This window comes from Cupriavidus sp. GW823-FHT06D04 (assembly GCF_058795055.1).
On record NZ_JBXAHL010000044.1, the window covers coordinates 37,329 to 59,494 of the forward strand.

At 66.7% G+C, this 22,166-nt stretch carries 21 protein-coding genes and 1 tRNA gene; 12 read left to right on the forward strand and 10 right to left on the reverse strand.

Features of this window, described 5'->3' with window-relative positions:
• Positions 1 to 129 precede the first annotated feature (129 nt).
• Positions 130 to 699 (forward strand): transcription elongation factor GreB, encoded by a 570-nt coding sequence (gene greB / locus AC1Q7H_RS34285; protein WP_013955937.1) that lies wholly within the window; start codon positions 130 to 132, stop codon positions 697 to 699.
• A gap of 21 nt (positions 700 to 720) precedes the next feature.
• Here the strand turns inward: greB and AC1Q7H_RS34290 are convergent, their stop codons facing one another.
• The 4 genes from AC1Q7H_RS34290 to AC1Q7H_RS34305 all read right to left on the reverse strand — a co-directional run bounded on the left by AC1Q7H_RS34290 (position 721) and on the right by AC1Q7H_RS34305 (position 5,267).
• The gene (locus AC1Q7H_RS34290) at positions 721 to 3,132 is read right to left on the reverse strand and encodes a RelA/SpoT family protein (protein ID WP_041228319.1); all 2,412 of its coding nucleotides are present in this window, start codon (positions 3,130 to 3,132) and stop codon (positions 721 to 723) included.
• A 196-nt stretch (positions 3,133 to 3,328) separates the two neighbouring features.
• Positions 3,329 to 3,532, reverse strand: coding sequence for a DNA-directed RNA polymerase subunit omega (gene rpoZ, locus AC1Q7H_RS34295; protein ID WP_006578656.1), 204 nt, complete (start codon positions 3,530 to 3,532; stop codon positions 3,329 to 3,331).
• A 105-nt stretch (positions 3,533 to 3,637) separates the two neighbouring features.
• On the reverse strand, positions 3,638 to 4,300 hold the full coding sequence (gmk, locus tag AC1Q7H_RS34300) for a guanylate kinase (RefSeq protein ID WP_010809225.1): 663 nt from the start codon (positions 4,298 to 4,300) through the stop codon (positions 3,638 to 3,640).
• A gap of 31 nt (positions 4,301 to 4,331) precedes the next feature.
• Complete coding sequence (locus tag AC1Q7H_RS34305) at positions 4,332 to 5,267, reverse strand: YicC/YloC family endoribonuclease (RefSeq protein WP_013955935.1); 936 nt, start codon at positions 5,265 to 5,267, stop codon at positions 4,332 to 4,334.
• 190 nt (positions 5,268 to 5,457) lie between these two features.
• Here AC1Q7H_RS34305 and AC1Q7H_RS34310 point away from each other — a divergent pair, with 190 nt between their 5' ends.
• The 5 genes from AC1Q7H_RS34310 (at position 5,458) to hemW (ending at position 10,419) form a co-directional block, all read left to right on the forward strand.
• The gene (locus tag AC1Q7H_RS34310) at positions 5,458 to 6,504 is read left to right on the forward strand and encodes a serine/threonine protein kinase (RefSeq protein WP_035819595.1); all 1,047 of its coding nucleotides are present in this window, start codon (positions 5,458 to 5,460) and stop codon (positions 6,502 to 6,504) included.
• 56 nt (positions 6,505 to 6,560) lie between these two features.
• Complete coding sequence (locus AC1Q7H_RS34315; RefSeq protein ID WP_153956180.1) at positions 6,561 to 7,475, forward strand: PP2C family protein-serine/threonine phosphatase; 915 nt, start codon at positions 6,561 to 6,563, stop codon at positions 7,473 to 7,475.
• Positions 7,476 to 7,837: 362 nt separating this feature from the next.
• Positions 7,838 to 8,557 (forward strand): ribonuclease PH, encoded by a 720-nt coding sequence (gene rph / locus AC1Q7H_RS34320; protein WP_153956179.1) that lies wholly within the window; start codon positions 7,838 to 7,840, stop codon positions 8,555 to 8,557.
• A gap of 15 nt (positions 8,558 to 8,572) precedes the next feature.
• On the forward strand, positions 8,573 to 9,190 hold the full coding sequence (rdgB, locus tag AC1Q7H_RS34325) for an RdgB/HAM1 family non-canonical purine NTP pyrophosphatase (protein WP_013955932.1): 618 nt from the start codon (positions 8,573 to 8,575) through the stop codon (positions 9,188 to 9,190).
• On the forward strand, positions 9,187 to 10,419 hold the full coding sequence (gene hemW / locus AC1Q7H_RS34330) for a radical SAM family heme chaperone HemW (protein WP_013955931.1): 1,233 nt from the start codon (positions 9,187 to 9,189) through the stop codon (positions 10,417 to 10,419). Before rdgB ends, hemW begins: the two co-directional genes overlap by 4 nt.
• An 80-nt stretch (positions 10,420 to 10,499) precedes the next feature.
• Here hemW and AC1Q7H_RS34335 read toward each other — a convergent pair whose 3' ends face one another.
• Complete coding sequence (locus AC1Q7H_RS34335; RefSeq protein WP_153956178.1) at positions 10,500 to 11,000, reverse strand: outer membrane lipoprotein; 501 nt, start codon at positions 10,998 to 11,000, stop codon at positions 10,500 to 10,502.
• Positions 11,001 to 11,288: 288 nt separating this feature from the next.
• Here AC1Q7H_RS34335 and AC1Q7H_RS34340 point away from each other — a divergent pair.
• Positions 11,289 to 11,378, forward strand: a tRNA-Ser gene (locus AC1Q7H_RS34340).
• Between the two features lie 43 nt (positions 11,379 to 11,421).
• Here the strand turns inward: AC1Q7H_RS34340 and AC1Q7H_RS34345 are convergent.
• From AC1Q7H_RS34345 to AC1Q7H_RS34365, 5 genes are read right to left on the reverse strand one after another with little or no spacing between them, the layout of a single operon-like run.
• Positions 11,422 to 11,796 (reverse strand): hypothetical protein, encoded by a 375-nt coding sequence (locus tag AC1Q7H_RS34345; protein ID WP_013955929.1) that lies wholly within the window; start codon positions 11,794 to 11,796, stop codon positions 11,422 to 11,424.
• Positions 11,797 to 11,836: 40 nt separating this feature from the next.
• Positions 11,837 to 13,006 (reverse strand): osmoprotectant ABC transporter ATP-binding protein OsmV, encoded by a 1,170-nt coding sequence (locus tag AC1Q7H_RS34350; RefSeq protein WP_013955928.1) that lies wholly within the window; start codon positions 13,004 to 13,006, stop codon positions 11,837 to 11,839.
• Complete coding sequence (locus tag AC1Q7H_RS34355; protein ID WP_022533965.1) at positions 13,003 to 13,653, reverse strand: ABC transporter permease; 651 nt, start codon at positions 13,651 to 13,653, stop codon at positions 13,003 to 13,005. The genes AC1Q7H_RS34350 and AC1Q7H_RS34355 overlap by 4 nt, the downstream gene beginning before the upstream one ends.
• Before the next feature lie 10 nt (positions 13,654 to 13,663).
• Positions 13,664 to 14,596, reverse strand: coding sequence for a glycine betaine ABC transporter substrate-binding protein (locus tag AC1Q7H_RS34360; RefSeq protein ID WP_228772683.1), 933 nt, complete (start codon positions 14,594 to 14,596; stop codon positions 13,664 to 13,666).
• A 26-nt stretch (positions 14,597 to 14,622) separates the two neighbouring features.
• The gene (locus tag AC1Q7H_RS34365) at positions 14,623 to 15,339 is read right to left on the reverse strand and encodes an ABC transporter permease (protein ID WP_013955925.1); all 717 of its coding nucleotides are present in this window, start codon (positions 15,337 to 15,339) and stop codon (positions 14,623 to 14,625) included.
• A 689-nt stretch (positions 15,340 to 16,028) separates the two neighbouring features.
• Here AC1Q7H_RS34365 and AC1Q7H_RS34370 point away from each other — a divergent pair.
• From AC1Q7H_RS34370 to AC1Q7H_RS34390, 5 genes are all read left to right on the forward strand, one after another.
• A complete protein-coding gene (locus AC1Q7H_RS34370; protein ID WP_013955924.1) occupies positions 16,029 to 16,961 on the forward strand; it encodes a pirin family protein in 933 nt (310 codons plus the stop codon).
• A 316-nt stretch (positions 16,962 to 17,277) separates the two neighbouring features.
• Positions 17,278 to 18,840, forward strand: a complete 1,563-nt coding sequence (locus tag AC1Q7H_RS34375; RefSeq protein ID WP_013955923.1) for an ABC transporter ATP-binding protein — start codon at positions 17,278 to 17,280, stop codon at positions 18,838 to 18,840.
• Positions 18,833 to 19,942: an ABC transporter permease gene (locus AC1Q7H_RS34380; protein WP_013955922.1), complete on the forward strand. Its 1,110-nt coding sequence runs from the start codon at positions 18,833 to 18,835 to the stop codon at positions 19,940 to 19,942. Before AC1Q7H_RS34375 ends, AC1Q7H_RS34380 begins: the two co-directional genes overlap by 8 nt.
• An 18-nt stretch (positions 19,943 to 19,960) precedes the next feature.
• Positions 19,961 to 20,881: an ABC transporter permease gene (locus tag AC1Q7H_RS34385; protein WP_018312370.1), complete on the forward strand. Its 921-nt coding sequence runs from the start codon at positions 19,961 to 19,963 to the stop codon at positions 20,879 to 20,881.
• Between the two features lie 59 nt (positions 20,882 to 20,940).
• On the forward strand, positions 20,941 to 22,086 hold the full coding sequence (locus tag AC1Q7H_RS34390) for a BMP family ABC transporter substrate-binding protein (RefSeq protein WP_013955920.1): 1,146 nt from the start codon (positions 20,941 to 20,943) through the stop codon (positions 22,084 to 22,086).
• Positions 22,087 to 22,166: the final 80 nt, after the last annotated feature.

Consider the following 22,166-nt stretch of genomic DNA (forward strand, 5'->3'; position numbering starts at 1 on the left):
TTTATTTTTGGGAAGCCCCTTCGCAACTTTTTTGTGATCTTTCCTTGGAAGGGGCGCAGCAGATGCCCGCCGGCGAGGTTCGCCTGTGGCGTTTTCCTATAATGACAGACCCAAGAAGTGATCCGGAACATGAACAAGGCATTTGTCAAAGAGTCGTCCGGCGACGAGGACGACGATCTCCCCGAAGGCGCAACGCCGCTACCTCCCGGCACCAAGAACTACATCACCGCCGATGGCTACAACCGCCTGCGCAATGAGCTGATGCAGCTGATCGACGTCGACCGGCCCGATGTGGTGCAGATCGTGTCGTGGGCGGCCTCCAATGGCGACCGCTCGGAGAATGGCGACTATCTCTATGGCAAGAAGCGGCTGCGCGAGATCGACCGCCGCATCCGCTTCCTGACGCGCCGCCTCGACAAGGCGGAAGTGGTCGACGCGTCCCTGCAGGGCGACAACGACCAGATTTTCTTCGGCGCCACCGTCACCTACGCCAATCGCGCCGGCGAAGAAACCACCATCACCATCGTCGGCATGGATGAAGTCGACCTGGACAGCAACCACGTGAGCTGGATCTCGCCGATCGCCAAGGCGCTGATCAAGGCGCGCGAAGGCGACACCGTGGCGTTGCGCACGCCGGCCGGGGTCGAGCAGATCGATATCCTGGAAGTCCGCTACCCGTCGCCGCGCGGCGCCGAGTAATCCCACGCTGCCGAGCGGCGCTCAGCCGTCGTTGCGGTCGCGGAAGATGCGGATGACGTCGGGGTTGCGGCGCAGCCCGCGCATCACGTTGGCCAGGTGCAGGCGGTTCTGTACCTGGATGATGAACTGCATATAGGTGGCTTCCTGGTGGCCGGCGTCCTGCTGCTCCATGGCCACGTGCGCCACGTTGGCATCGGCGGCGGTCAGGTCGGCCGCCACGCGCGCGACGATGCCCTTGACGTTGCGCACCATCACCTTGATCGATACATCGAAGGCGCGCGTGGTCTTCTTGGCCCACATCACGTCGATCCAGTGCTCAGGATCCTTGCTGTGCAGGCGCTTGGCGATCTTGCAGTCCTGCACGTGGATCTGCAGCCCTTCGCCCTTGCCCAGGTAGCCGACGATCGAATCGCCCGGGATCGGGCGGCAGCACGCCGAGAAGATCATCGACATGCCTTCGTCGCCGGTGATCGGCACCGCGGGCGCTTCTTCGCCGGCAAAGGTCTGCACCGCCGCCAGCAGCGCGCTGTCGACATCGCCGGACAGCTCCTGCAGCAGGATCTCCATGCGCTTGGCCACCACCGCCGGCACACGCCGGCCCAGTGCCAGGTCGGCAAAGATGTCTTCGCGCTGCTTGTTGCCGGTCCACTGGACCATGCGGTCCCACACCGACTGCGGCACCGCCTTGAGCTCGAAGCCGAGCTGGCGCGCCGACTGTTCCAGCAGGCGCTCGCCGAGCTGGATGGCTTCGTCGAGCTTGGTGGTCTTCAGGTAGTGGCGGATCGCCGCGCGCGCCTTGCCGGTGCGCACGAACGACAGCCACGCCGGATTGGGCTTGGAGTATGGCGCCGTCACCACCTCGACGATATCGCCGCTCTTGAGCTCGGTGCGCAGCGGCAACATCTCGTTGTTGATCTTGACCGCAACGCACTGGTTGCCCAGATCGCTGTGCACCGCGTAGGCAAAGTCCAGCGCGGTGGCGCCGCGCGGCAGCGCGCGGATATGGCCCTTGGGCGTGAACACATAGACCGCATCCGGGAACAGGTCGATCTTGACGTGCTCCAGGAATTCCTGCGAATCGCCGGTCTGGCTCTGGATATCGAGCAGCGACTGCAGCCACTGGTGCGCCTGCTGCTGAATATCGTTGGCGTGGTCGGCCTGGTGCTTGTACATCCAGTGCGCAGCCACGCCGGCCTCGGCGATCTGGTGCATGTCGCGCGTGCGGATCTGGAACTCCACCGGCGTGCCAAACGGGCCCACCAGCGTGGTGTGCAGCGACTGGTAGCCGTTGATCTTGGGGATGGCGATGTAGTCCTTGAACTTGCCGGGCATGGGCTTGTACAGCCCGTGCAGCGCGCCCATCGCCATGTAGCAGTGCATCTGCGTTTCCACCACCACGCGGAAACCATATACGTCCAGCACCTGCGAGAACGACAGCTGCTTGTCGTGCATCTTGCGGTAGATGCTGTATAGCGTTTTCTCGCGCCCGGACAGTTCGGCCACGATGCCGGCATCGGCCAGCCCCTTCTGCGCGGCTTCCAGGATACGCTTGACCACCTCGCGGCGGTTGCCGCGCGCGGCCTTGACGGCTTTCTCCAGCGTGGCGTAGCGGAACGGCGAGCCGACCTTGAAGGACAACTCCTGCAGTTCGCGGTAGATCGTGTTGAGACCGAGACGGTGCGCGATCGGCGCATAGATCTCCATCGTCTCCAACGCGATGCGGCGGCGTTTCTCCGGCGGCACGAAGTCGAGCGTGCGCATGTTGTGCGTACGGTCGGCCAGCTTCACCAGGATCACGCGCACGTCGCGCGCCATCGCCAGCAGCATCTTGCGGAAGCTCTCCGCCTGCGCCTGCTCGCGGCTCTGGAATTCGAGCTTGTCCAATTTGGTCAGGCCATCGACCAGTTCGGCGACCTTGGGGCCGAATTTCTCGGCCAGCTCGCTCTTGGTGATGCCCTGGTCTTCCATCACGTCGTGCAGCAGCGCCGCCATGATGGACTGCACATCCAGCTTCCAGTCCGCGCACAGCTCGGCCACCGCCACCGGATGGGTGATGTAGGGCTCACCGCTCTGGCGGTACTGGCCCAGATGGGCTTCGTCGGAAAACTGGAAGGCCTCGCGCACGCGCGCCAGGTCGGGCGCCTTCAGGTACGCGAGTTTCTCCATCAGCCGGGTGATGGAGATGACCTGCTGGCGCGGCGGCACCGCCGGCTGCGAGGTCGGGCCGAAGAAGTGACGGTATGACTGCGCCAGCACTGCGTCGATAAACAGGCTGTCAGCCGCCGGCGCCACATCCTGCATCGCGGCCAGCTCGTCCTGCAGTGCCGCGCCCCTGGCCTTGCCCGGCGCCAGCGCGGGCGCGACGGCACGTTCGCCGACGACATCGCCGCCGAGCGGATCGGGAAGATTGGGAGCGCCGGTGCGCGCGTTCACGGAGGGTTGGCCCGGAATGGTGCGCTTACGCGCCGTAGGCGGGGCCGCATCGCCAAGCGCCGGCGCCACGGCAGTCGGCGACGGCTGGGAGGGAGGCTTGGAGGGCGAATGCGGCGAAGGCATGGCGGCGGCCCCTGGAATCCGGCTGGATACGTGCTGGCACGATGCGAGGATAAGCCATGGGCCGCCTGACCAATCAGGTCGGGACCTTCTTCAGCATCTCGATGCCGACCTGGCCCGACGCGATCTCGCGCAGTGCCACCACAGTCGGCTTGTCCTTTGCTTCGACTTTGGGCGTGTGGCCCTGCACCAGCTGACGGGCACGATACGTGGCCGCCAGCGCGAGCTCGAAGCGATTCGGAATGTGTTTCAGACAATCTTCGACGGTAATACGCGCCATATCAAATCCACCTTGGGACAAAACCTTACGTTGGGTTGCTATTTTACAGCACGCGGCGGAAAACGCCGGCGGCGCCTCGCGCGGCTGTCATCGGCAGGCATCGGCTCAGTGGATGCCCAGCTCGATAAACAGCTCCGTATGCCGCGCTTTCTGCGAGGAAAACCGCAGCCGCGTGGCGCTGATCACGTTGCGCAACTGCTCCAGAGCATCGTCGAAGACCTCGTTGATGATGACGTAGTCCGACTCCGAGGCGTGGGCCATTTCACTGCCCGCCGCCAGCAGCCGGCGCACGATCACATTGGGCTCGTCCTGGCCGCGCTTTTTCAGGCGCTCTTCCAGCGCCGTCAGCGACGGCGGCAGGATGAAGATCTCGACCGCGTTGGAAAAGCGCTGGTGCACCTGCTGCGCGCCCTGCCAGTCGATCTCGAGCAGCACGTCGTTGCCTTGCGCCATCTGCTGCTCGATCCACACGCGCGAGGTCGCGTAGTAGTTGCCGTGGACCTCGGCCCATTCCAGGAAGTCGCCGCGATCGCGCGCAGCGCGGAACGCGTCGACCGTGACGAAGTGGTATTCGCGCCCGTCCTGCTCGCCCGGGCGCGGCGCGCGCGTGGTGTGCGAGATCGACAGGCGGATGGCCGGGTCCTGCGACAGCAGCTTGTTGACCAGCGTCGACTTGCCGGCTCCGGACGGCGCCACCACCATGAAGAGGTTGCCGGGGTAGACGGTATCGATGGCAGTGTGGGGCGCGGATTGAGGCGTTGGGCTCATGATGATTCTTTGGTGATTCCTGGGACTGTCTTTATTCGAGATTCTGGACCTGCTCGCGCATCTGTTCGATCAGCAGCTTGAGCTCCATCGAGGCGTCGGCCAGTTCCTTGGCGGCGGCCTTGGAGCCAAGCGTGTTGGCCTCGCGGTTGAGCTCCTGCATCATGAAGTCCAGGCGCTTGCCGGCCTGACCGCCCTTCTTCAGGATATGCCGGGTCTCGTTCAGGTGCGCCTGCAGCCGCGACAGCTCTTCGGCGATGTCGATGCGGATGCCGTAGACGGTGGCTTCCTGGCGGATGCGCTCGGCGATCTCGTCGCGGCTCATCGACGGCATGCCGGCAGGCGCGGCCAGGTTGAAGGCCTCCTGGAGGCGCTCGGTCAGCTTGTCCTGGTGATGGGCGATCAGCTGCGGGATGGTCGGCGTCAGGCGCTCGACGATCGCCAGCATGGCGTCGATGCGCTCCATCAGCGTCGCCTTGAGCGCGTCGCCTTCGCGGCGGCGGGCTTCCAGCAGCTGGTCCAGCGCCTCGCGCGCGGCGCCCAGCACCGCCTCGCGCAGTGCCTCCTGCGACAGTTCCGGCTCGACCAGCACGCCCGGCCAGCGCAGGATCTCGCCCATGCGCAGGGTGCCGGCACTGGCGAAGGTGGCGGCGACGGTGGTTTCCAGCGCGCGGATCTGCGCCAGCAGCCCTTCATTGAGGGCCAGGGTGGCGCCGCCGGCGTCGGTGCGCTGCAGGTTGATGCGGCACTCCAGCTTGCCTCGCGACAGCTCGGCCATCAGCATCTCGCGCAGGGCCGGCTCGAAGGCGCGGCACTCTTCCGGGGCCCGGAACAACAGGTCGAGGAAACGCGAATTGACAGTGCGGAATTCCACCGAAACGGACGCGGAGCGCCCGCTGGGCTCGCCTTGCGCGTTGGTCAATGGCGCCTGGCGCGTGGCCAGGCCATAGCCTGTCATGCTGTGGATCATTGGATGTTCTCGTGAATGGCGGCGGCCCCGGGCTGCTGGCGGCCCGCGTACGTCCGCCTCGAGCGCCCCGCACGGGAGCCCGGGGACGCTCTCAATACGTTGAAAGGAGGGCAACAATGCCCTTATTTGTGTTCTTTACAAGTGACCGATTAGCCCGGACAATCCGGAGGCAAATCAGGTCCCTATTCCCATGACAGAGCCAAAGGGCACGACACAACCGAAGAGTGCACCGCTGCCCGTCGGCACGCTGTTGTCCAACTATCGTATTGTAAAGAAGTTGGCCAGCGGGGGGTTCAGTTTCGTCTACCTGGCCACCGACGATACCGGCGCGCCAGTTGCCATCAAGGAATACCTGCCGGCGTCGCTGGCGCGGCGCAACCCGGGCGAACTCATCCCCGTGGTGCCCGAGGAAAACGCCGCCGCGTTCCGGCTGGGCCTGAAATACTTCTTTGAAGAGGGCCGCTCGCTGGCCCGCATCTCCCATCCCAGCGTAGTGCGCGTAGTGAATTTCTTCCGCGAGAATTCCACCGTCTACATGGTGATGAACTACGAGCTGGGCAAGACGCTGCAGGAGCACGTGCTGGCCGCCCGGCAGCAAGGCGGCCCCAAGGTGCTGCGCGAGCATTTCATGCGCAAGGTCTTCCACGACCTGATGAGCGGCCTGCGCGAGGTCCATATCCACAAGCTGCTGCACCTGGACATCAAGCCCGGCAACATCTACCTGCGCGAGGACGAATCCCCGATCCTGCTGGATTTTGGCGCCGCGCGGCAGACCCTGACGATGGAAGCGGCCCGCTTCCAGCCGATGTACACCCCCGGCTTTGCCGCGCCCGAGCTCTATGGCAAGCATTCCGACCTGGGCCCGTGGACCGATGTCTACAGCCTGGGCGCCACGCTCTACGCCTGCATGGCCGGCATGCCGCCGCAGGAAGCCAACCAGCGCGAAAAGGAAGACCGCATGGGCGAAGCCCTGGCGCGGCTGCGCAGCAGCTACACCAACGGGCTGGTGGACCTGGTCGAATGGTGCCTGCGGCTGACGCCGGCCGAGCGCCCGCAGAGCGTGTTCCGGCTGCAAAAGGAGTTGCGCGAGCAGACCAACGCCCTGGGCGAGCAGACGCTGGCGCCGCAGACGCAAGCCCCGGCCATGGCACCGGCGGAGCGGCCCGCGGCGACATCGCGCTTCCTGACCCTGCTGCGCCGGCGTGACGAACCCGTCCCCGGCGCGAGCGTCGACTGAATCACAAATCTGGCGCCCCGGTTGCGGCCAGTCCACTGAATTCCCTGAAAGCCAACATGCGATTCTCTGTCTACCAGGAAAGCAGGAAAGGCGGCCGCCGCGTCAACCAGGACCGCATGGGCTATTGCTTCACGCGCGACGCGCTGCTGATGGTGCTGGCCGACGGCCTGGGCGGCCATGCGCACGGCGAAGTCGCCGCGCAGCAGGCGCTGCAGACGCTGGCGCGCCAGTTCCAGGTGCAGGCGCGGCCCACGGTGCGCAACCCGGCCGAGTTCCTGCAGGACACCATCATGCTGGCCCACCGCGAGATCCACCGCTATGCCGAAGCCAACCAGATGGCGGACGTGCCGCGCACCACGGTGGTCTGCTGCCTGGTGCAGCAGGGCCAGATCTACTGGGCCCACGCCGGCGACTCGCGCTATTACCTGCTGCGCAAGAGCCGGCTGCTGACGCGCACGCGCGACCACTCCAAGATCGAGAACCTGCTGCAGCAGGAGCGCGTGCTGCCGATGCACGTGGCCAACCACCCGGAGCGCAACAAGCTCTACAACTGCCTGGGCTCGCCCAACCTGCCGCTGATCGACCTGGGCGGCCCGGTGCGGCTGGAGCCGGGCGACGTGGCCCTGCTCTGCTCCGACGGCCTGTGGGGCGCGCTGGAAGAGCCCGCGCTGGTGGACAAGCTGTCGCGCCTGTCGGTGGTGCAGGCGGTGCCGGCGCTGATCGAGCAGGCGCTGCAGAACGCCGGCGAAGGTGCCGACAACACCACCGGCATCGCCATGATGTGGGAACTGGACAGCAATGCGGCGGGACAGGATTCGGTCATGACTGACACCCTGCCGCTGAACGCCTTCACCACCTCGATCCTGGAGCGCACCGGCACTGATAGCGACCTGCTGTCCGAAGAGGAGATCGAGCGCTCGATCGCCGAGATCCGCGCCGCCATCGACAAGACCAGCAACCTGATGCGGTAATGCCCTTCCCGGGCGCACGCCGGGGAGGCTATGCAGCGTTTTAGAACCCATTTCATGATGAAGAAGGGGCGCGAAGGCTGCTGCCGGGCCGCAGGGTTAGGCGTGGCCGACGCCGCGTGGTCACTCCACGCAAGGAGGCCACAACAACGCCATGCGGCCCGGCAGCAGCCTTCCCTGTGGGTTCAAGCCAGGCGTGGCGCATGCGTTGTTGCGGGCCTTGACCTTGGAATAACCAAGGCCGGCGGCCCGCGCCTAGCCTGCGCCGCGCCTGGCTTGAACGCGTCCCCTTTCATCATGAAATGGGTTCTTTGGGCTGGCGGCGTTAGAATCGCGGTCTCTCCCCGATTCGGACAAACCATCCCATGCGACCCAGCGGCCGCGCAGCCGATGCGCTGCGTTCCATCAGCCTTACCCGCCACTACACCCGCCATGCTGAGGGCTCCGTCCTGTGTGCCTTTGGCGACACCAAGGTGCTTTGCACCGCCAGCGTGCTGGCCAAGGTGCCGCCGCACAAGAAAGGCAGCGGCGAAGGCTGGGTCACGGCCGAATACGGCATGCTGCCGCGCGCCACGCACACCCGCTCGGACCGCGAAGCCGCGCGCGGCAAGCAGACCGGCCGCACCCAGGAAATCCAGCGCCTGATCGGCCGCGCCATGCGCTCGGTGTTCGACCTGGCGGCGCTGGGCGAATACACCATCCACCTGGACTGCGACGTGCTGCAGGCCGACGGCGGCACCCGCACCGCGGCCATCACCGGCGCCTTCGTCGCCGCCCATGACGCGGTTTCGACCATGCTGCGCGACGGCCTGATCGCCGCCAGCCCGATCCGCGACCATGTTGCCGCGGTCTCAGTCGGCATGGTCGACGGCGTGCCGGTGCTGGACCTGGACTACGCCGAGGACAGCAACTGCGACACCGACATGAACGTGGTCATGACCGGCAGCGGCGGCTTTGTCGAGGTGCAGGGCACCGCCGAAGGCGTGCCCTTCAGCCGCGCCGACCTGGACGCCATGACGCGCCTGGCCGAAGCCGGCATCGCCCGCCTGGTGCAGCACCAGCGCGAAGCGCTCGACCTGGCCTGAGCAGCGGGACCCGCGATGCAACGCCTGGTACTGGCTTCCAACAACGCCGGCAAGCTGCGCGAATTCGGCGCGCTGCTGGCTCCGCTCGGCTTTGACGTGGTGCCCCAGGGCGAACTGGGCATTCCCGAGGCCGAAGAGCCCTTTGCCACCTTCGTCGAGAACGCGCTGGCCAAGGCCCGCCACGCCAGCCGGCTGGCCGGGCTGCCCGCGCTGGCCGACGATTCCGGCATCTGCGTGCAGGCGCTGGACGGCGCGCCCGGCGTCTATTCCGCGCGCTATGCGCAGATGGCCGGGCAGGCCAGGTCGGATGCCGCCAACAATGCGCACCTGGTCTCGCAACTGGCCGGCAAGCTGAACCGCCACGCACACTACTACTGCGTGCTGGTGTTCGTGCGCCACGCCGAAGACCCCTGCCCGATCATTGCCGAAGGCCTCTGGCACGGCGAGGTCGTCGACGCGCCGCGCGGCGCGGGCGGCTTTGGCTACGACCCGCACTTCCTGCTGCCGCGCCTGGGCAAGACAGCCGCCGAGCTGTCACCCGAAGAGAAGAACACGGTCAGCCACCGGGCCCAGGCGCTGCGCGCGCTGGTGGCACGGCTGCAGGCCGATGCCGCGGAAACCACCACCCGATGATCCCGATCGTACCGGTCTCCGCGTCCGTGCCCGTGGACAGCAAGCAGCTCTGGCTCAAGCCCGGGCAGATCAGCCTACCCGGCTCGCCACCGCTGTCGCTGTACGTGCATATCCCGTGGTGCGTGCGCAAGTGCCCGTATTGCGATTTCAACTCGCACGCCGCGCCCGGCGCCGACAACCACGAGATCCCGGAAGACATCTACCTGGACGCGCTGCGCGCGGACCTGGAGCAATCGCTGCCGCTGGTGTGGGGCCGGCCGGTGCATACGGTCTTTATCGGCGGCGGCACGCCCAGCCTGCTGTCGGCAGCGGGTATGGACCGGCTACTGTCGGATATCCGCGCGCTGCTGCCGCTGGACGCCGACGCCGAGATCACGATGGAGGCCAACCCCGGCACCTTCGAGGCCGACAAGTTCGCCAGCTACCGCGCCAGCGGCATCAACCGGCTGTCGATCGGCATCCAGAGCTTCAACGACCGGCACCTGCAGGCGCTCGGCCGCATCCACGGCGGTGCCGAGGCGCGCAAGGCGATCGACATCGCCCAGGCCAGCTTCGACAACATCAACCTGGACCTGATGTACGCCCTGCCCGGCCAGACGCTGGATGAATGCCGGCAGGATGTGGAAACCGCGCTGTCGTACGGCACCACGCACCTGTCGCTGTACCACCTGACGCTGGAGCCCAACACGCTGTTCGCCAGGTTCCCGCCCGCGCTGCCGGACGACGACAGCGCGTACGAGATGCAGGACTGGATTGAAGCGCGCACGGCCGAGGCCGGCTACCGGCACTACGAAACTTCGGCGTACGCAAAGCCGCATCGCGAGGCGCGCCACAACCTGAACTACTGGCGCTTCGGCGACTACCTCGGCATCGGCGCCGGCGCGCACGGCAAGCTGTCGTTCCCGCATCGGATACTGCGCCAGATGCGGCACAAGCATCCGGCCACCTACATGGAGCGGGCACTGGCCGGCAATGCCGTGCAGGAAGCGCGCGATGTCGGCGCCGACGAATTGCCGTTCGAGTTCATGCTCAACGCCCTGCGCCTGACCGACGGCGTGCCGGCATCAAGCTTCCACGACTACACCGGGCTGCCGCTGCATACCATCAGCAAGCAGCTGGCCGAGGCGGAAAAGAAAGGGCTGCTGGAAGCGGACCTGACCACCATCCGCCCCACCGAGCTGGGCCGGCGCTTCCTCAACGACCTGCAGGAGATGTTCCTGAAGGACTGAGCGCCGCCGTGCGCCGGCAACAAAAAAAGGCCACGCAATGCGTGGCCTTTTACATGCTGGCAAACGTCAGGCTGGCCTTATCAGTACGGCGTTGCCATGTCGTTGGCCACGCGCGCCCGCATGCCCACCTGCAGGTTGCCCAGGCTCGACTGGGTCACCGTGGCCACGCGGCCATCATCCAGGCGCACGTTGACGCGGTACGCGGTCTGCGTGTTGCTGCCCGCGCGCTTCTCGATCTGGTTGCCGGCCACGGCGCCGACCACGGCACCGCCGATGGTCGCCGCGGTCTGCCCGCGCCCGCCGCCGATCTGGTGGCCCAGCAGGCCGCCGGCCGCACCGCCGATCACGGTGCCAAGCAGGCCCGAGCTGTTTTGCGTGTTGGTGATCGGTTCGATCGATTCCACACGGCCGTAGTACACCGCGCCAGCCGGGGCCTGCGAGGTGTTGGGAGTCTGGTACCCCGGAGGCGGGGCGTTGTAGCCGGTGTTGTAGCCGCTGTCATACGGCGGCGCGGCACAACCGGCCAGCACAGCCGCTGCGGCCACCGGAACGATCAGCCATTTCTTGCTATGGATTCGCATTTTGAGTTCTCCTCTGTTGCCAGGCGAAAGCCGGGGATGCGGCACACACCGCGCCACCCGGCACGACAATATGAGCGATGCCGGCGTGTGAAGGTTCCGTAATGTCAGACAGACGCCGACATCCGCGGCGGTGGATGTGGCAGGAAGTTTACGCGCGCTTGCGTGCCGCAACACAAGACCACCATCGATCCACGCGAGCCTTGTATAATGCGCGGCCTGACCGTCAGGTCTGCAGGCGGCAGCGCGCGGGGCCCGTGTCCTTTCGCGCTACAATGTCCGCACTTTCCAGGAAGCGTGGCCGAGTGGTTTAAGGCAGCAGTCTTGAAAACTGCCGATGGGGTGACCCATCCGTGAGTTCGAATCTCACCGCTTCCGCCAGACAAGAGAAACGGCCCGCACCAGTGACTGGTGCGGGCCGTTTTCATTGGGCATCGCCGTGCGGGTCTTGGGTCAGCAGCCGGTACGCCTCGGCTTCTGAAATCCTGAGCCGGTACTTGCACGCCAGCACGCGCGCCAGCCCATGCGCCGCGCCCGGCGGGCTGTACCGCAGCTGCACGCGGTAGGCCTCCACTTCATAGCGCAGGCGCCAGCGCCGGCTGGCCAGGTAGAGCACGCCCATCAGGCCCCAGCTGCGCCAGAACTGGCGCACATGCACCTTCTCGTGCTCGATCAGCGCATGGCTGGCGCCGGGGCGCAGTAGGATCAGCGGACCGGGCGTGAAGCCGTCAAACCCGCGCGGGATCAGCCAGCGGGTTTCGACGACCAGGCACAGGGGCGAGCGGCAATAGCGAAGCATGCACCTAGCATAGCGCGGAAGCCGCCGCCCTGCTGCTGGCTCAGGCCGCCGCTCGCAGCGGCGCGGGAGCGGAGGCGGCCAGCGCCCCGGCCTGCCCGCGCGAACGTCCCGAACTCAGGTACCCCGCGATCGATTCCTGCGTAACCTCGCCCAGGTAGGCACCGTCAGCGCCCATCACCGGCAGCCAGCTGGTGTTGTGCTGGTACATGCGCGACAGCACGATGCGCAAGTGCTCGTCGAAGGCCGCGGTCACGGCGAACGGACGCATTACATCACTGCACTGCCCCTTGCCGGAGCGCGCATCGCGGCGCGTGACGTAGCCCAGCGCGACTTGGGCGTCGTCCACCACCGGCAGGTGGCGCACGTCGGCGTCGTCCATCACGGCCAGCGCCTCGGCCAGCGGCATGTCGGGGCGGCAGCTCGGCGGCATGGTGGCGGCGTCGCCGGCGCGCACCAGCAGCAGGCGCTTGAGCGTGTTGTCATGGCCGACGAAGGCCTGCACGAACTCATCGGCCGGATGTGCCAGCAGCGCGTCGGGGTGGTCGAACTGCACCAGCTTGCCGCGGCGGAACACCGCCACCTTGTCGGCCAGCTTGATGGCCTCATCGATGTCGTGCGAGACCATGATCACGGTCTTGCCGAGCTGGCGCTGCATCTGCAGGAATTCGTTCTGGATGCTCTCGCGGTTGATCGGGTCGACCGCACCGAAGGGCTCGTCCATCAGCAGCAGCGGCGCGTCGGCCGCCAGCGCGCGGATCACGCCGATGCGCTGCTGCTGGCCTCCGGAGAGCTCGCGCGGATAGCGCGTCAGCAGCCGGTTGGGGTCGAGCTGCACCATCGCCATCAGCTCGCGCGCGCGCTCGCGGCATTGCTTCTTGTCCCAGCCCAGCAGGCGCGGCACCACCATGATGTTCTCTTCGATGGTCATGTTGGGGAACAGGCCGATCTGCTGGATCACGTAGCCGATCTTGCGGCGCAGGGTCACGCCGTCAAGGCCGCGCGTGTCCTCGCCCTCGATGCGCACCGTGCCCGAGGTCGGCTCGATCAGCCGGTTGATCATCTTCAGCGTGGTGGTCTTGCCGCAGCCCGAGGGGCCGAGGAAGACGCAGATCTCGCCGCGCGGCACCGTCAGCGACACGGCGTCGACGGCGCGCGTTTCGGTGCCGTCTTTCTGCGGGAAGGACTTGGTGAGTTGGTCGAGTTCGATCATAGCCGGATTCCTTTCGGCGTTAGCGCGCGCTGCAGCCACTGCAGGAAGGCGTCCGCCACGATGGCGAGCAGGCTGACCAGGACCGCGCCCACGGCCAGCTTGCTCATGTTGCTCTGGCTGATCGCCTGCAGGATCAGCACTCCAAGGCCACCCGCGCCGATGATGGCGGCAATGGTGGCAACCCCGATATTCATCACCACGGCGGTACGCACGCCGCCAAGGATCACCGGCACCGCCAGCGGCAGGTCCACCAGCCGCATGCGCTGCCAGGTGGTCATGCCGATGCCGCGCCCCGCTTCCTGGATGCCGGGGTCGACATTGGCCAGCGCGGTGTAGGTGTTGCGCATGATCGGCAGCAGCGAGTACAGGAACACCGCCGTCACCGCGGGCACGTAGCCCAGCGCATGGCCGAAGCGCGCGAAGATCGGGATCATCAGCCCGAACAGCGCGATCGACGGCAGCGTCAGCACGATCGTCGCCAGCGCCAGCAGCGGCGTGGCGAGCGCGCGGAAGCGCGTGATCACAATGCCCAGCGGTACGCCGATCAGGATGGCCAGCCCCACTGCCGAACCCACCAGCGCCAGGTGCTCGCCGGTCATTTTCAGCAGCGTGGGCCAGCTGTGTTGCAGGTACGAGATCAAGTCCATGCAGCCCTCCTCAGATCAGTCCGTGGCGGCGCAGGAAATCCTCCGCGACCTTGTCCACCGGCTGCTGGCCGATGTCCACCTTGTAGTTCATGTCGGTCATGCTCTCGTTGTCGAGCTTGGCCGCCAGCGCGTTGAGCAGGCCCGCGAGCTCCGGGTGCTGGTCAAGCACCGGCTTGCGCACCACCGGCACGGCGTTGTAAGGCGGGAAGAAGTGCAGGTCGTCTTCCAGCAGCACCAGGTCGAAACCCTTGACGCGGCCGTCAGTGGCATAGACCAGGCCCAGTTCCACCTGGTTGTTCTTCAGTGCGGTGTAGACCAGGCCCGGGTCGAGCTGGATCACGTCGCGGCGCGAGAACGGCAGCTTGTACAGCGCCTTGAGCGGCTCCAGGCCGTCCGGGCGCGCAGCGAATTCCATGTCGACCGCGAACGGGTGGCTGGTGTCGGGACCGGCGCGGCGCATCTGCTCGGCAAAGCCCGACAGCGTGGTCACGCCGCTGGCCGCGCGTTCCTTCGGCATCGCCAGCGCATAGGTGTTGTTGATGTTCGAGGCATCGAGCCACACCAGCCCGCGCGCACTATCCATCTGCTTGACGCGCTCGTAGCTTTCCCTGGCGCCCAGTTTTTCCTGGACCTTGTTGAACACGATCAGCGCGGTGCCGGTGTAGTCCCACACCACGTCGAGCTGGTTGCTCTCCATTGCCTGGCGCATCAGCGTGCTGCCCAGGCCGGCGGTCAGTTCGGTGGTGAGGCCCTTGGCGCGCAGGTACTTCGACGTCATCGACGACAGCAGCAGCTGCTCTGTGAAGTTCTTGCCGCCCACGCGGATCGGCGTGGCCTCGGCATGCGCTTCAGGCGCAGTGGCCAGCGCCAGGCCCGCCGCAAAGGCGGTGACGGCAGCCACCACCAGGGCGACACGCCGGGCACGGCGGCGAATGAATTGCATCTGGTTTTCCATTTCGGTCCCCATGTTCAGCGCGCCAGGCCGCGGCGGCGCAGGTACAGCTGGCCGGCGGCGGCAAAGAGCGCGTCCAGGGCCAGCGCCAGCAGCGCCGTGGCGGCCGCGCCAAGCAGCAGCAGCGGCTGGTTGTTCAGATAGATGCCCGGGAAGATCAGCTCGCCCAGGCTGTTGGCGCCGATCAGGAACGACAGCGGCACCGTGCCCACGTTGATGACCAGGGCGATGCGGATGCCGGCCAGCATCACCGGCAATGCGTTGGGCAGTTCCACGCGCACCAGGCGCTGCACCGGGGTCATGCCGATGCCACGCGCCGCTTCCAGCAGCGTGGGCGAGACATTGCGCAGGCCTTCGTAGGTATTGCGCACGATCGGCAGCAGCGAGGCCAGCCACAGCGCCAGGATGGCGGGCCGCTCGCCGATGCCGAGCACGGCCAGGGCCAGAGCCAGCACCGCCAGCGACGGCACGGTATTGCCCACGTTGAAGACCTGCATCAGGCGGTCGGCCCAGCGGCGCATGCACGGGCGGCTCAGCGCGATGCCGGCCGGGATGCCGGTGGCCAGCGCCAGCGTCATGGACAGCACCACCAGGCGCAAGTGGTCGGCCACGTCGTAGAGCAGGCGCTCCTGGTACTGGCGGATCACATCGACGCCGATCCATGCCACCAGTGCGGCCAGCGCGGCAAGCGTCAGTCCTGCCCAGGCGAAGACCCGTGCCGATTCCTTTGACATACTCTCCCCTTTTCCGAAACCGGAAAGCGCGCAGCACGCCACTTCCCGGCGATGGAAAACAATATGGGCTGGTGCGTGCGGAGATGGGGCACCACCAATCCCGGTTCAGATTGCATTGCCGCCATGACCGGCACGATTGCCGGCGGACGGTCTGTGGATTCCTCCGCCGTGGGCGGGAAGTCCGATTGACGGGATGCCGGGTTGGATGGCAGTCCCTGAAGCGGCGCAACCGGCGACGCAAGCATGTTGCGATCGGTTGGCCAGTGGCAGCGCAAGTATTGAAGTTTTCCGACGCGCCGCCGGTACATCGGCCGTTGACTGGCAAGGGCTAGCGAGGTTTTTCCACCCCCGCATCTCGCTTCAACGGATGACAAAAAGAGCGCTATTATAGCGATCTTCATCGATCCTGTCATCTTCCCACATTCTTCCGGCCTTCCTGCGCCGATCTGACGCGAATTGGCAGCACATGGGACGGCAGTTTCGGCCGTGTATTAGTCAGCACATCGCGATCACTCGGATCGTTCTGAATTCGCGGAGACCGACGCGGTAATTGGTACGCCAGCAGAACAATCTGTTGCCCGGCGACCCTCTACTCTTTCCGCGCCAAACCACTAAATTGACGAGGTAGCTGAAACGACGGGAACCCGGCCTGGCCATTGCCGCGCGGGACCCGCCCACAGGAGAAAGACATGGACACCCTTACCACCACCCTCGCCACCGTTCCCGCCGCCGCTGCCGAAACCGTGCAACGTTCGCGCGCCGTGGATCGCGTCGTGCGGGGCATCGCCACCTCGGACGGCGCCGGCGTCAAGCTGACCCGCGTGCTGACGCAGAACCTGCAGCGCCGGCTGGACCCGTTCCTGATGCTCGATGCCTTCGGTACCGACAGCAAGGACGACTACATCGGCGGCTTCCCCGATCACCCGCACCGCGGCTTCGAGACCATCACCTACATGCTGGCCGGGCGCATGCGCCATCGCGACAGCGCCGGCAACGAGGGCCTGCTGCAGAACGGCGGCGCGCAGTGGATGGTGGCGGGCGCCGGCGTGGTCCACTCGGAAATGCCCGAGCAGGAAGACGGCCGCATGGAGGGCTTCCAGCTGTGGCTGAACCTGCCGGCCGCGGACAAGATGACCGCGCCGTGGTACCGCGACCTGCCCGCCGCCGAGATCCCGACGGTGGCATTGGACAACGGCGGCACGGTGCGCGTGCTGGCGGGCGCCACGCACGGCGTGGCCGGCGCGATCACGCGCCCGGTGACCGAGCCGGTCTACCTGGACGTGCACCTGCCGGCCGGCCAGACCTTTGCGCAGGCGCTGCCGGTCGGGCACAACGCGTTCGTCTACGTGTACCGGGGCGAGGTCTCGATCGGCAACGGCGACGACCGCGCCGTGATCGAGGCCCAGCGCATGGGCGTGCTGGACAACGCCGGCCAGTCTGACGGCGTCATCGTCAGGGCCGAGGCCGACGCGCGCTTCCTGCTGATCGCGGGCCAGCCGCTGAACGAGCCGATCGCGCAGTACGGGCCGTTCGTGATGAACACGCAGGAGCAGATCTACCAGACCCTGGCGGACTTCCGCGACGGGCGCTTCGCCACCAGCGCCGCCGCCATCGACGCCTGAGCCCTGCCAGCGAGCGGCCGCCCTGGCCGCCCGCCGCTGCCGCGCCAGCCCAGCCGCTGGCTCCGCAAGGAGCCGGCGGTTTTTTCGTGCTGTAGCCGGCACGCGACTTGCAACCGCCCCCAAACCGTTGCAGGGACTGGATTGACGCCGGAATCGGCCCGCCCGGTCCCCGCTCACTTATATAATCCATCACCAATATCGGGCATCACCAGACCATGATGAATGCTGCAATGCGTCGCGGCGATGCTGCGCCACGCACTGCCGCGCCGTTGACTCATCCCACGTTGCTGCCACCACAACAACCCGAGCCGCCTCAGTGACATCACAACTCCCTCCCAGGCTGGCGCTGGCCCATATCAGCAAGCGCTACCCGGGCGTCGTCGCCAACGACGACGTCAGCCTAAGCGTCGCTCCCGGCGAGATCCATGCCGTGCTGGGTGAAAACGGCGCAGGCAAGTCCACCCTGATGAAGATTATCTTTGGCGCGGTCCGTCCGGATGCCGGCGAGATGCACTTCAACGGCGCGCAGGTCACGATCAACAGCCCGCACGACGCCCGCAACCTGGGCATCGCCATGGTGTTCCAGCATTTCTCGCTGTTCGACACGCTGACCGTGACCGAGAACATCGCGCTCGGCCTGCCCGCCGGGCAGCAAGGCAACATGAAGCAGCTGGCCGAGCGCATCCGCACCACCGCCGAGCGCTATGGCCTGCCGCTGGAGCCGAACCGCCATGTGCATACGCTGTCGGTCGGCGAGCGCCAGCGCGTGGAGATCGTGCGCGCGCTGCTGGCCAATCCGCAGCTGCTGATCCTGGACGAACCCACCTCGGTGCTGACGCCGCAAGCGGTGGATACACTCTTCGTCACGCTGCGCCAGCTGGCCGCCGAGGGCACCAGCATCCTCTATATCAGCCACAAGCTCGACGAGATCCGCGCGCTGTGCCATCAGGCCACCGTGATGCGCATGGGCAAGGTCACCGGCGTGTGCGATCCGCGCCAGGAAACCGCGGCCTCGCTGTCGCGCCTGATGATCGGCGGCGAGCCCCCGCGCGAGACGCGCGTGGCTGCCTTTCGCGGCCCGGTGCAGCTGAGCGTGCAGGAGCTGTCGCTGCCGCGTGCGCATGCCTTCGCCACCGAGCTGAACCGGATTTCGCTGGACGTGCATGCGGGCGAAATCGTCGGCATTGCCGGGGTCTCCGGTAACGGCCAGCAGGAACTGCTGGCAGCGCTGTCGGGCGAAGACACGCGCGCGGCCAACGTATCGGTGCAGCTCGGCGGCAGGCTGGTGGGCAAGCGCGATGCACGCCAGCGCCGCCGCGCCGGCCTGGCCTTCGTGCCGGAAGAACGCCTGGGCCGCGGCGCCGTGCCGGGCATGAGCTTGGCCACCAATATCCTGTTGTCGCACCAGACGCGGCCCTACGTGCGGCGGGGCATGATCTCGCCCAAGGCCGCCACCGGGCTGGCCGCGGCGGTGATCAGCCGATTCCGCGTCAAGGCCAGCGGCCCCGAGGCGCTGGCGCGCAGCCTCTCCGGCGGCAACCTGCAGAAATTCATTGTCGGCCGCGAGATCGAAAGCGGCCCGAAGGTACTGATCGTGGCCCAACCGACCTGGGGCGTGGACGTGGGCGCAGCGGCGCAGATCCACAACGAGATCCTGGCGCTGAAGGCCACCGGCTGCGCCATCCTGGTGGTGTCGGAGGAGCTCGATGAGCTGTTCGCGATCTGCGACCGGCTGCACGTGATCGCCAAGGGCCGCTTGTCGCCCTCGGTGCCGACCGAGACCGCCACGCGCGAGCAGGTCGGCCTGTGGATGAGCGGACTGTGGCAAGGCGGACCCGCCCAGGCGCAATCCGGCGCGGAGGTGGCAAGCCATGACTGATGTGCGACAACTGCTGCCCCGCTCCCCCCTCTCGCTGACGCCGCGTGGCCTGCCCTCGCGCACCATGGCCTATGCCTCGCCGGTGATCGCACTGGCGCTGACGCTCCTGTTCGGCGCGCTGCTGTTCCTGGTGCTCGGCAAGGACCCCGTGGCCGCGCTCAAGGTCTTCCTGGCCGATCCGCTGCGCGACCAGCGCGCCATCGGCGAGGTGCTGCTCAAGACCGTGCCGCTGGTGCTGTGCGCGCTCGGCCTGTCGGTGTGCTACCGCGCCAACGTGTGGAATATCGGCGCCGACGGGCAGCTGATTGCCGGCGGCATCTGCGCCGGCGCCACCGTGCTTTACTTCGATGTGCCGGGCCAGGCCATGAACGGCACCGTGGTGCTGGTGCTGGCCTCACTGGCCGGCATGATCGGCGGCATGCTGTGGGCCTCGCTCACGGCGGTGCTCAAGGACAGGTTCAACGCCAACGAGATCCTGGTCTCGCTGATGCTCACCTATATCGCGCAGCAACTGCTGCTGTGGGTGGTCAATGGGCCGCTGAAGGATCCCAACGGCATGAACTTCCCGCAGTCTAAGGTGTTCTCGTCCGCGTACCTGCTGCCCAACCTGATGTCGGGCTCGCGCCTGCATGTCGGCTTTGTGGTGATGCTGGTGCTGGTGGCGGTGATGACCGTGTTCGTGTTCCGCAGCTTTGCGGGCTACCGCCTGCAGGTGGGCGGCACCGCGCCGGCGGCGGCGCGCTACGCGGGCTTCTCGGCGCGCAGCGCGCTGTGGAGCGCGCTGCTGATCTCGGGCGCCACCGCAGGCCTGGCGGGCGCGTTCGAAGTAACCGGCCCGATCGGCCAACTGCTGCCGTCGATCTCGCCGGGCTACGGCTTCACCGCCATCATCGTTGCCTTCATCGGCCGGCTGCATCCGGTCGGCACCGTGTTCGGCGGCATCATGATGTCGCTGTTCTATATCGGCGGCGAGATGGCGCAATCGCGCCTGGGCCTGCCGTCGGCCATAGGCTGGGTGTTCCAGGGCATGCTGCTGTTCTTCCTGCTGGCCTGCGACACGCTGATCGAAAACCGCCTGCGCTGGCGCGCCACCACGGCCTGAGCGGAGCTACCGAACAATATGGAACAACTCGCTCCCCTCATCGCCACCGCCATCAACGCCGGCACGCCGCTGCTGCTGGCCGCGCTGGGCCTGCTGATCAACGAACGCTCGGGCGTGCTCAACCTGGGCGCCGAAGGCATGATGCTGGTGGCCGCGGTGGCCGGCTTCATGGTCGGCTACCAGACCCAGTCGCCGCTGCTCGGCTTTGCCGCCGGCGCGCTCGCCGGCATGCTGATGGCCACGCTGTTCTCGTGGCTGGCGCTGGTGCTGGCCACCAACCAGGTCGCCACCGGCCTGGCGCTGTCGATCTTCGGCACCGGCCTGTCGGCCTTCATGGGCCAGCGCTTTGTCGGCCACGCCATGCCGGCGCAGGCCAAGGCCGTGCCCGGCCTGGCCGACCTGCCCTTCTTCGGGCCGGCCTTCTTCCAGCATCACTGGATGGTGTATTTCAGCCTGCTGCTGTGCTTCGCCATCATGTGGTTCCTGTTCCGCACGCGCGCGGGGCTGACGCTGCGCGCGATCGGCGAAGCGCCGGAATCGGCGCACGCGCTGGGCTACCCGGTGCGCACCATCCGCTTTGGCGCACTGCTGTTCGGCGGCGCCTGCTGCGGGCTGGCCGGCGCCTACCTGTCGCTGGTGTACACGCCGATGTGGGTCGAGAACCTGGTCGCCGGCCGCGGCTGGATCGCGCTGGCGCTGACCACCTTTGCCACCTGGCGCCCGGGCCGGGTGCTGGTGGGGGCGTGGCTGTTCGGCGGCGTGACCATCCTGCAGTTCTACCTGCAAGGGATCGGCGTATCGGTGCCATCGCAATTCCTGTCGATGCTGCCGTACGCCGCCACCATCGTGGTGCTGGCGCTGATCTCGCGCAATCCGGCCTGGATCCGGCTGAACATGCCGGCCTCGCTGGGCAAGCCCTTCCGGCCCGGCAATGCCTGAGCCTCATTTTTTTTGACGGAAATCCCTGAGCTACCAACAATTCATCACAAGGAGAAATCATGATCGTCACGCGCAGGAAGACCCTGGCGGCCCTGGCCGCCACCGCCGTGCTGGCCCTCGCAGGCTGCGGCAAGAAAGAGGCCGACAAGCCTGCCGAGACGGCAGGCGCGGCCTCCGCGCCCGCGGCCGGGCAGAAGGCCGAGCCGCTCAAGGTCGCCTTCGTCTATATCGGGCCGGTCGGCGATGCCGGCTGGACCTTCGCGCATGACACCGGCCGCAAGGCCGTGGAAGAGAAGTTCGGCGACAAGGTCAAGACCACCTTCGTCGAGAACGTGCCCGAATCCGCCGCCGACGCCGAGCGCGTGTTCCGCGACCTGGCCAGTCAGGGAAACAAGCTGATCTTCGGCACCACCTTCGGCTACATGGAGTCGATGCTCAAGGTCGCCAAGGAATTCCCGGACGTGAAGTTCGAGCACGCCACCGGCTTCAAGACCGCCGAGAACCTGGCGCAGTACGACGTGCGCACCTATGAGGGCGCCTACCTGGCGGGCGTGGTCGCCGGCAAGATGAGCAAGACCGGCAAGATGGGCGTGGTGGCATCGGTGCCCATCCCCGAGGTGATCCGCAATATCGACTCGTTCACACTGGGCGCGCGCAGCGTCAACCCCAAGGCCACGGTCAAGGTGGTGTGGGTCAACAAGTGGTTCGATCCGGGCAAGGAGCGCGAAGCCGCCACCACGCTGATCGGCCAGGGCGTCGACATGCTGATGCAGAACACCGACTCCGCCGCCGTGGTGCAGACCGCGCAGGAAAAGGGCGTGCACGCCTTTGGCTGGGACAGCGACATGAGCAAGTTCGGCGACAAGGCCCACCTGGCCGCGTCGGTGATCTCGTGGGGCGTCTACTACAACAAGGTGGTGGAAGACGTGCTGAACAAGCAGTGGAAGAACGGCACCACGTGGTGGGGCCTGAAGGAAGGCATGATCGACCTGAAGGGCTTCAACGCGGACGTGCCGGCTGACGTCAAGGCGCTGGTCGAAGAGCGCAAGAAGGGCATCGCCGACGGCAGCGCGCCGATCTGGAAGGGTCCGATCAAGGACAACACTGGCAAGGAACAGCTGGCCAAGGACCAGGTGGCCGACGATGGCTTCCTGCACGGCGTGAAGTTCTATGTCGAAGGCGTGGAAGGCAAGATCCCGGGCTGATCGCCGGAGGTGTCAGGAATTCTGTGTGCTGAGGTCGGTTAAATAAATCTCAGCGTAGGGCGTTGGTGAAGCGGTCACCG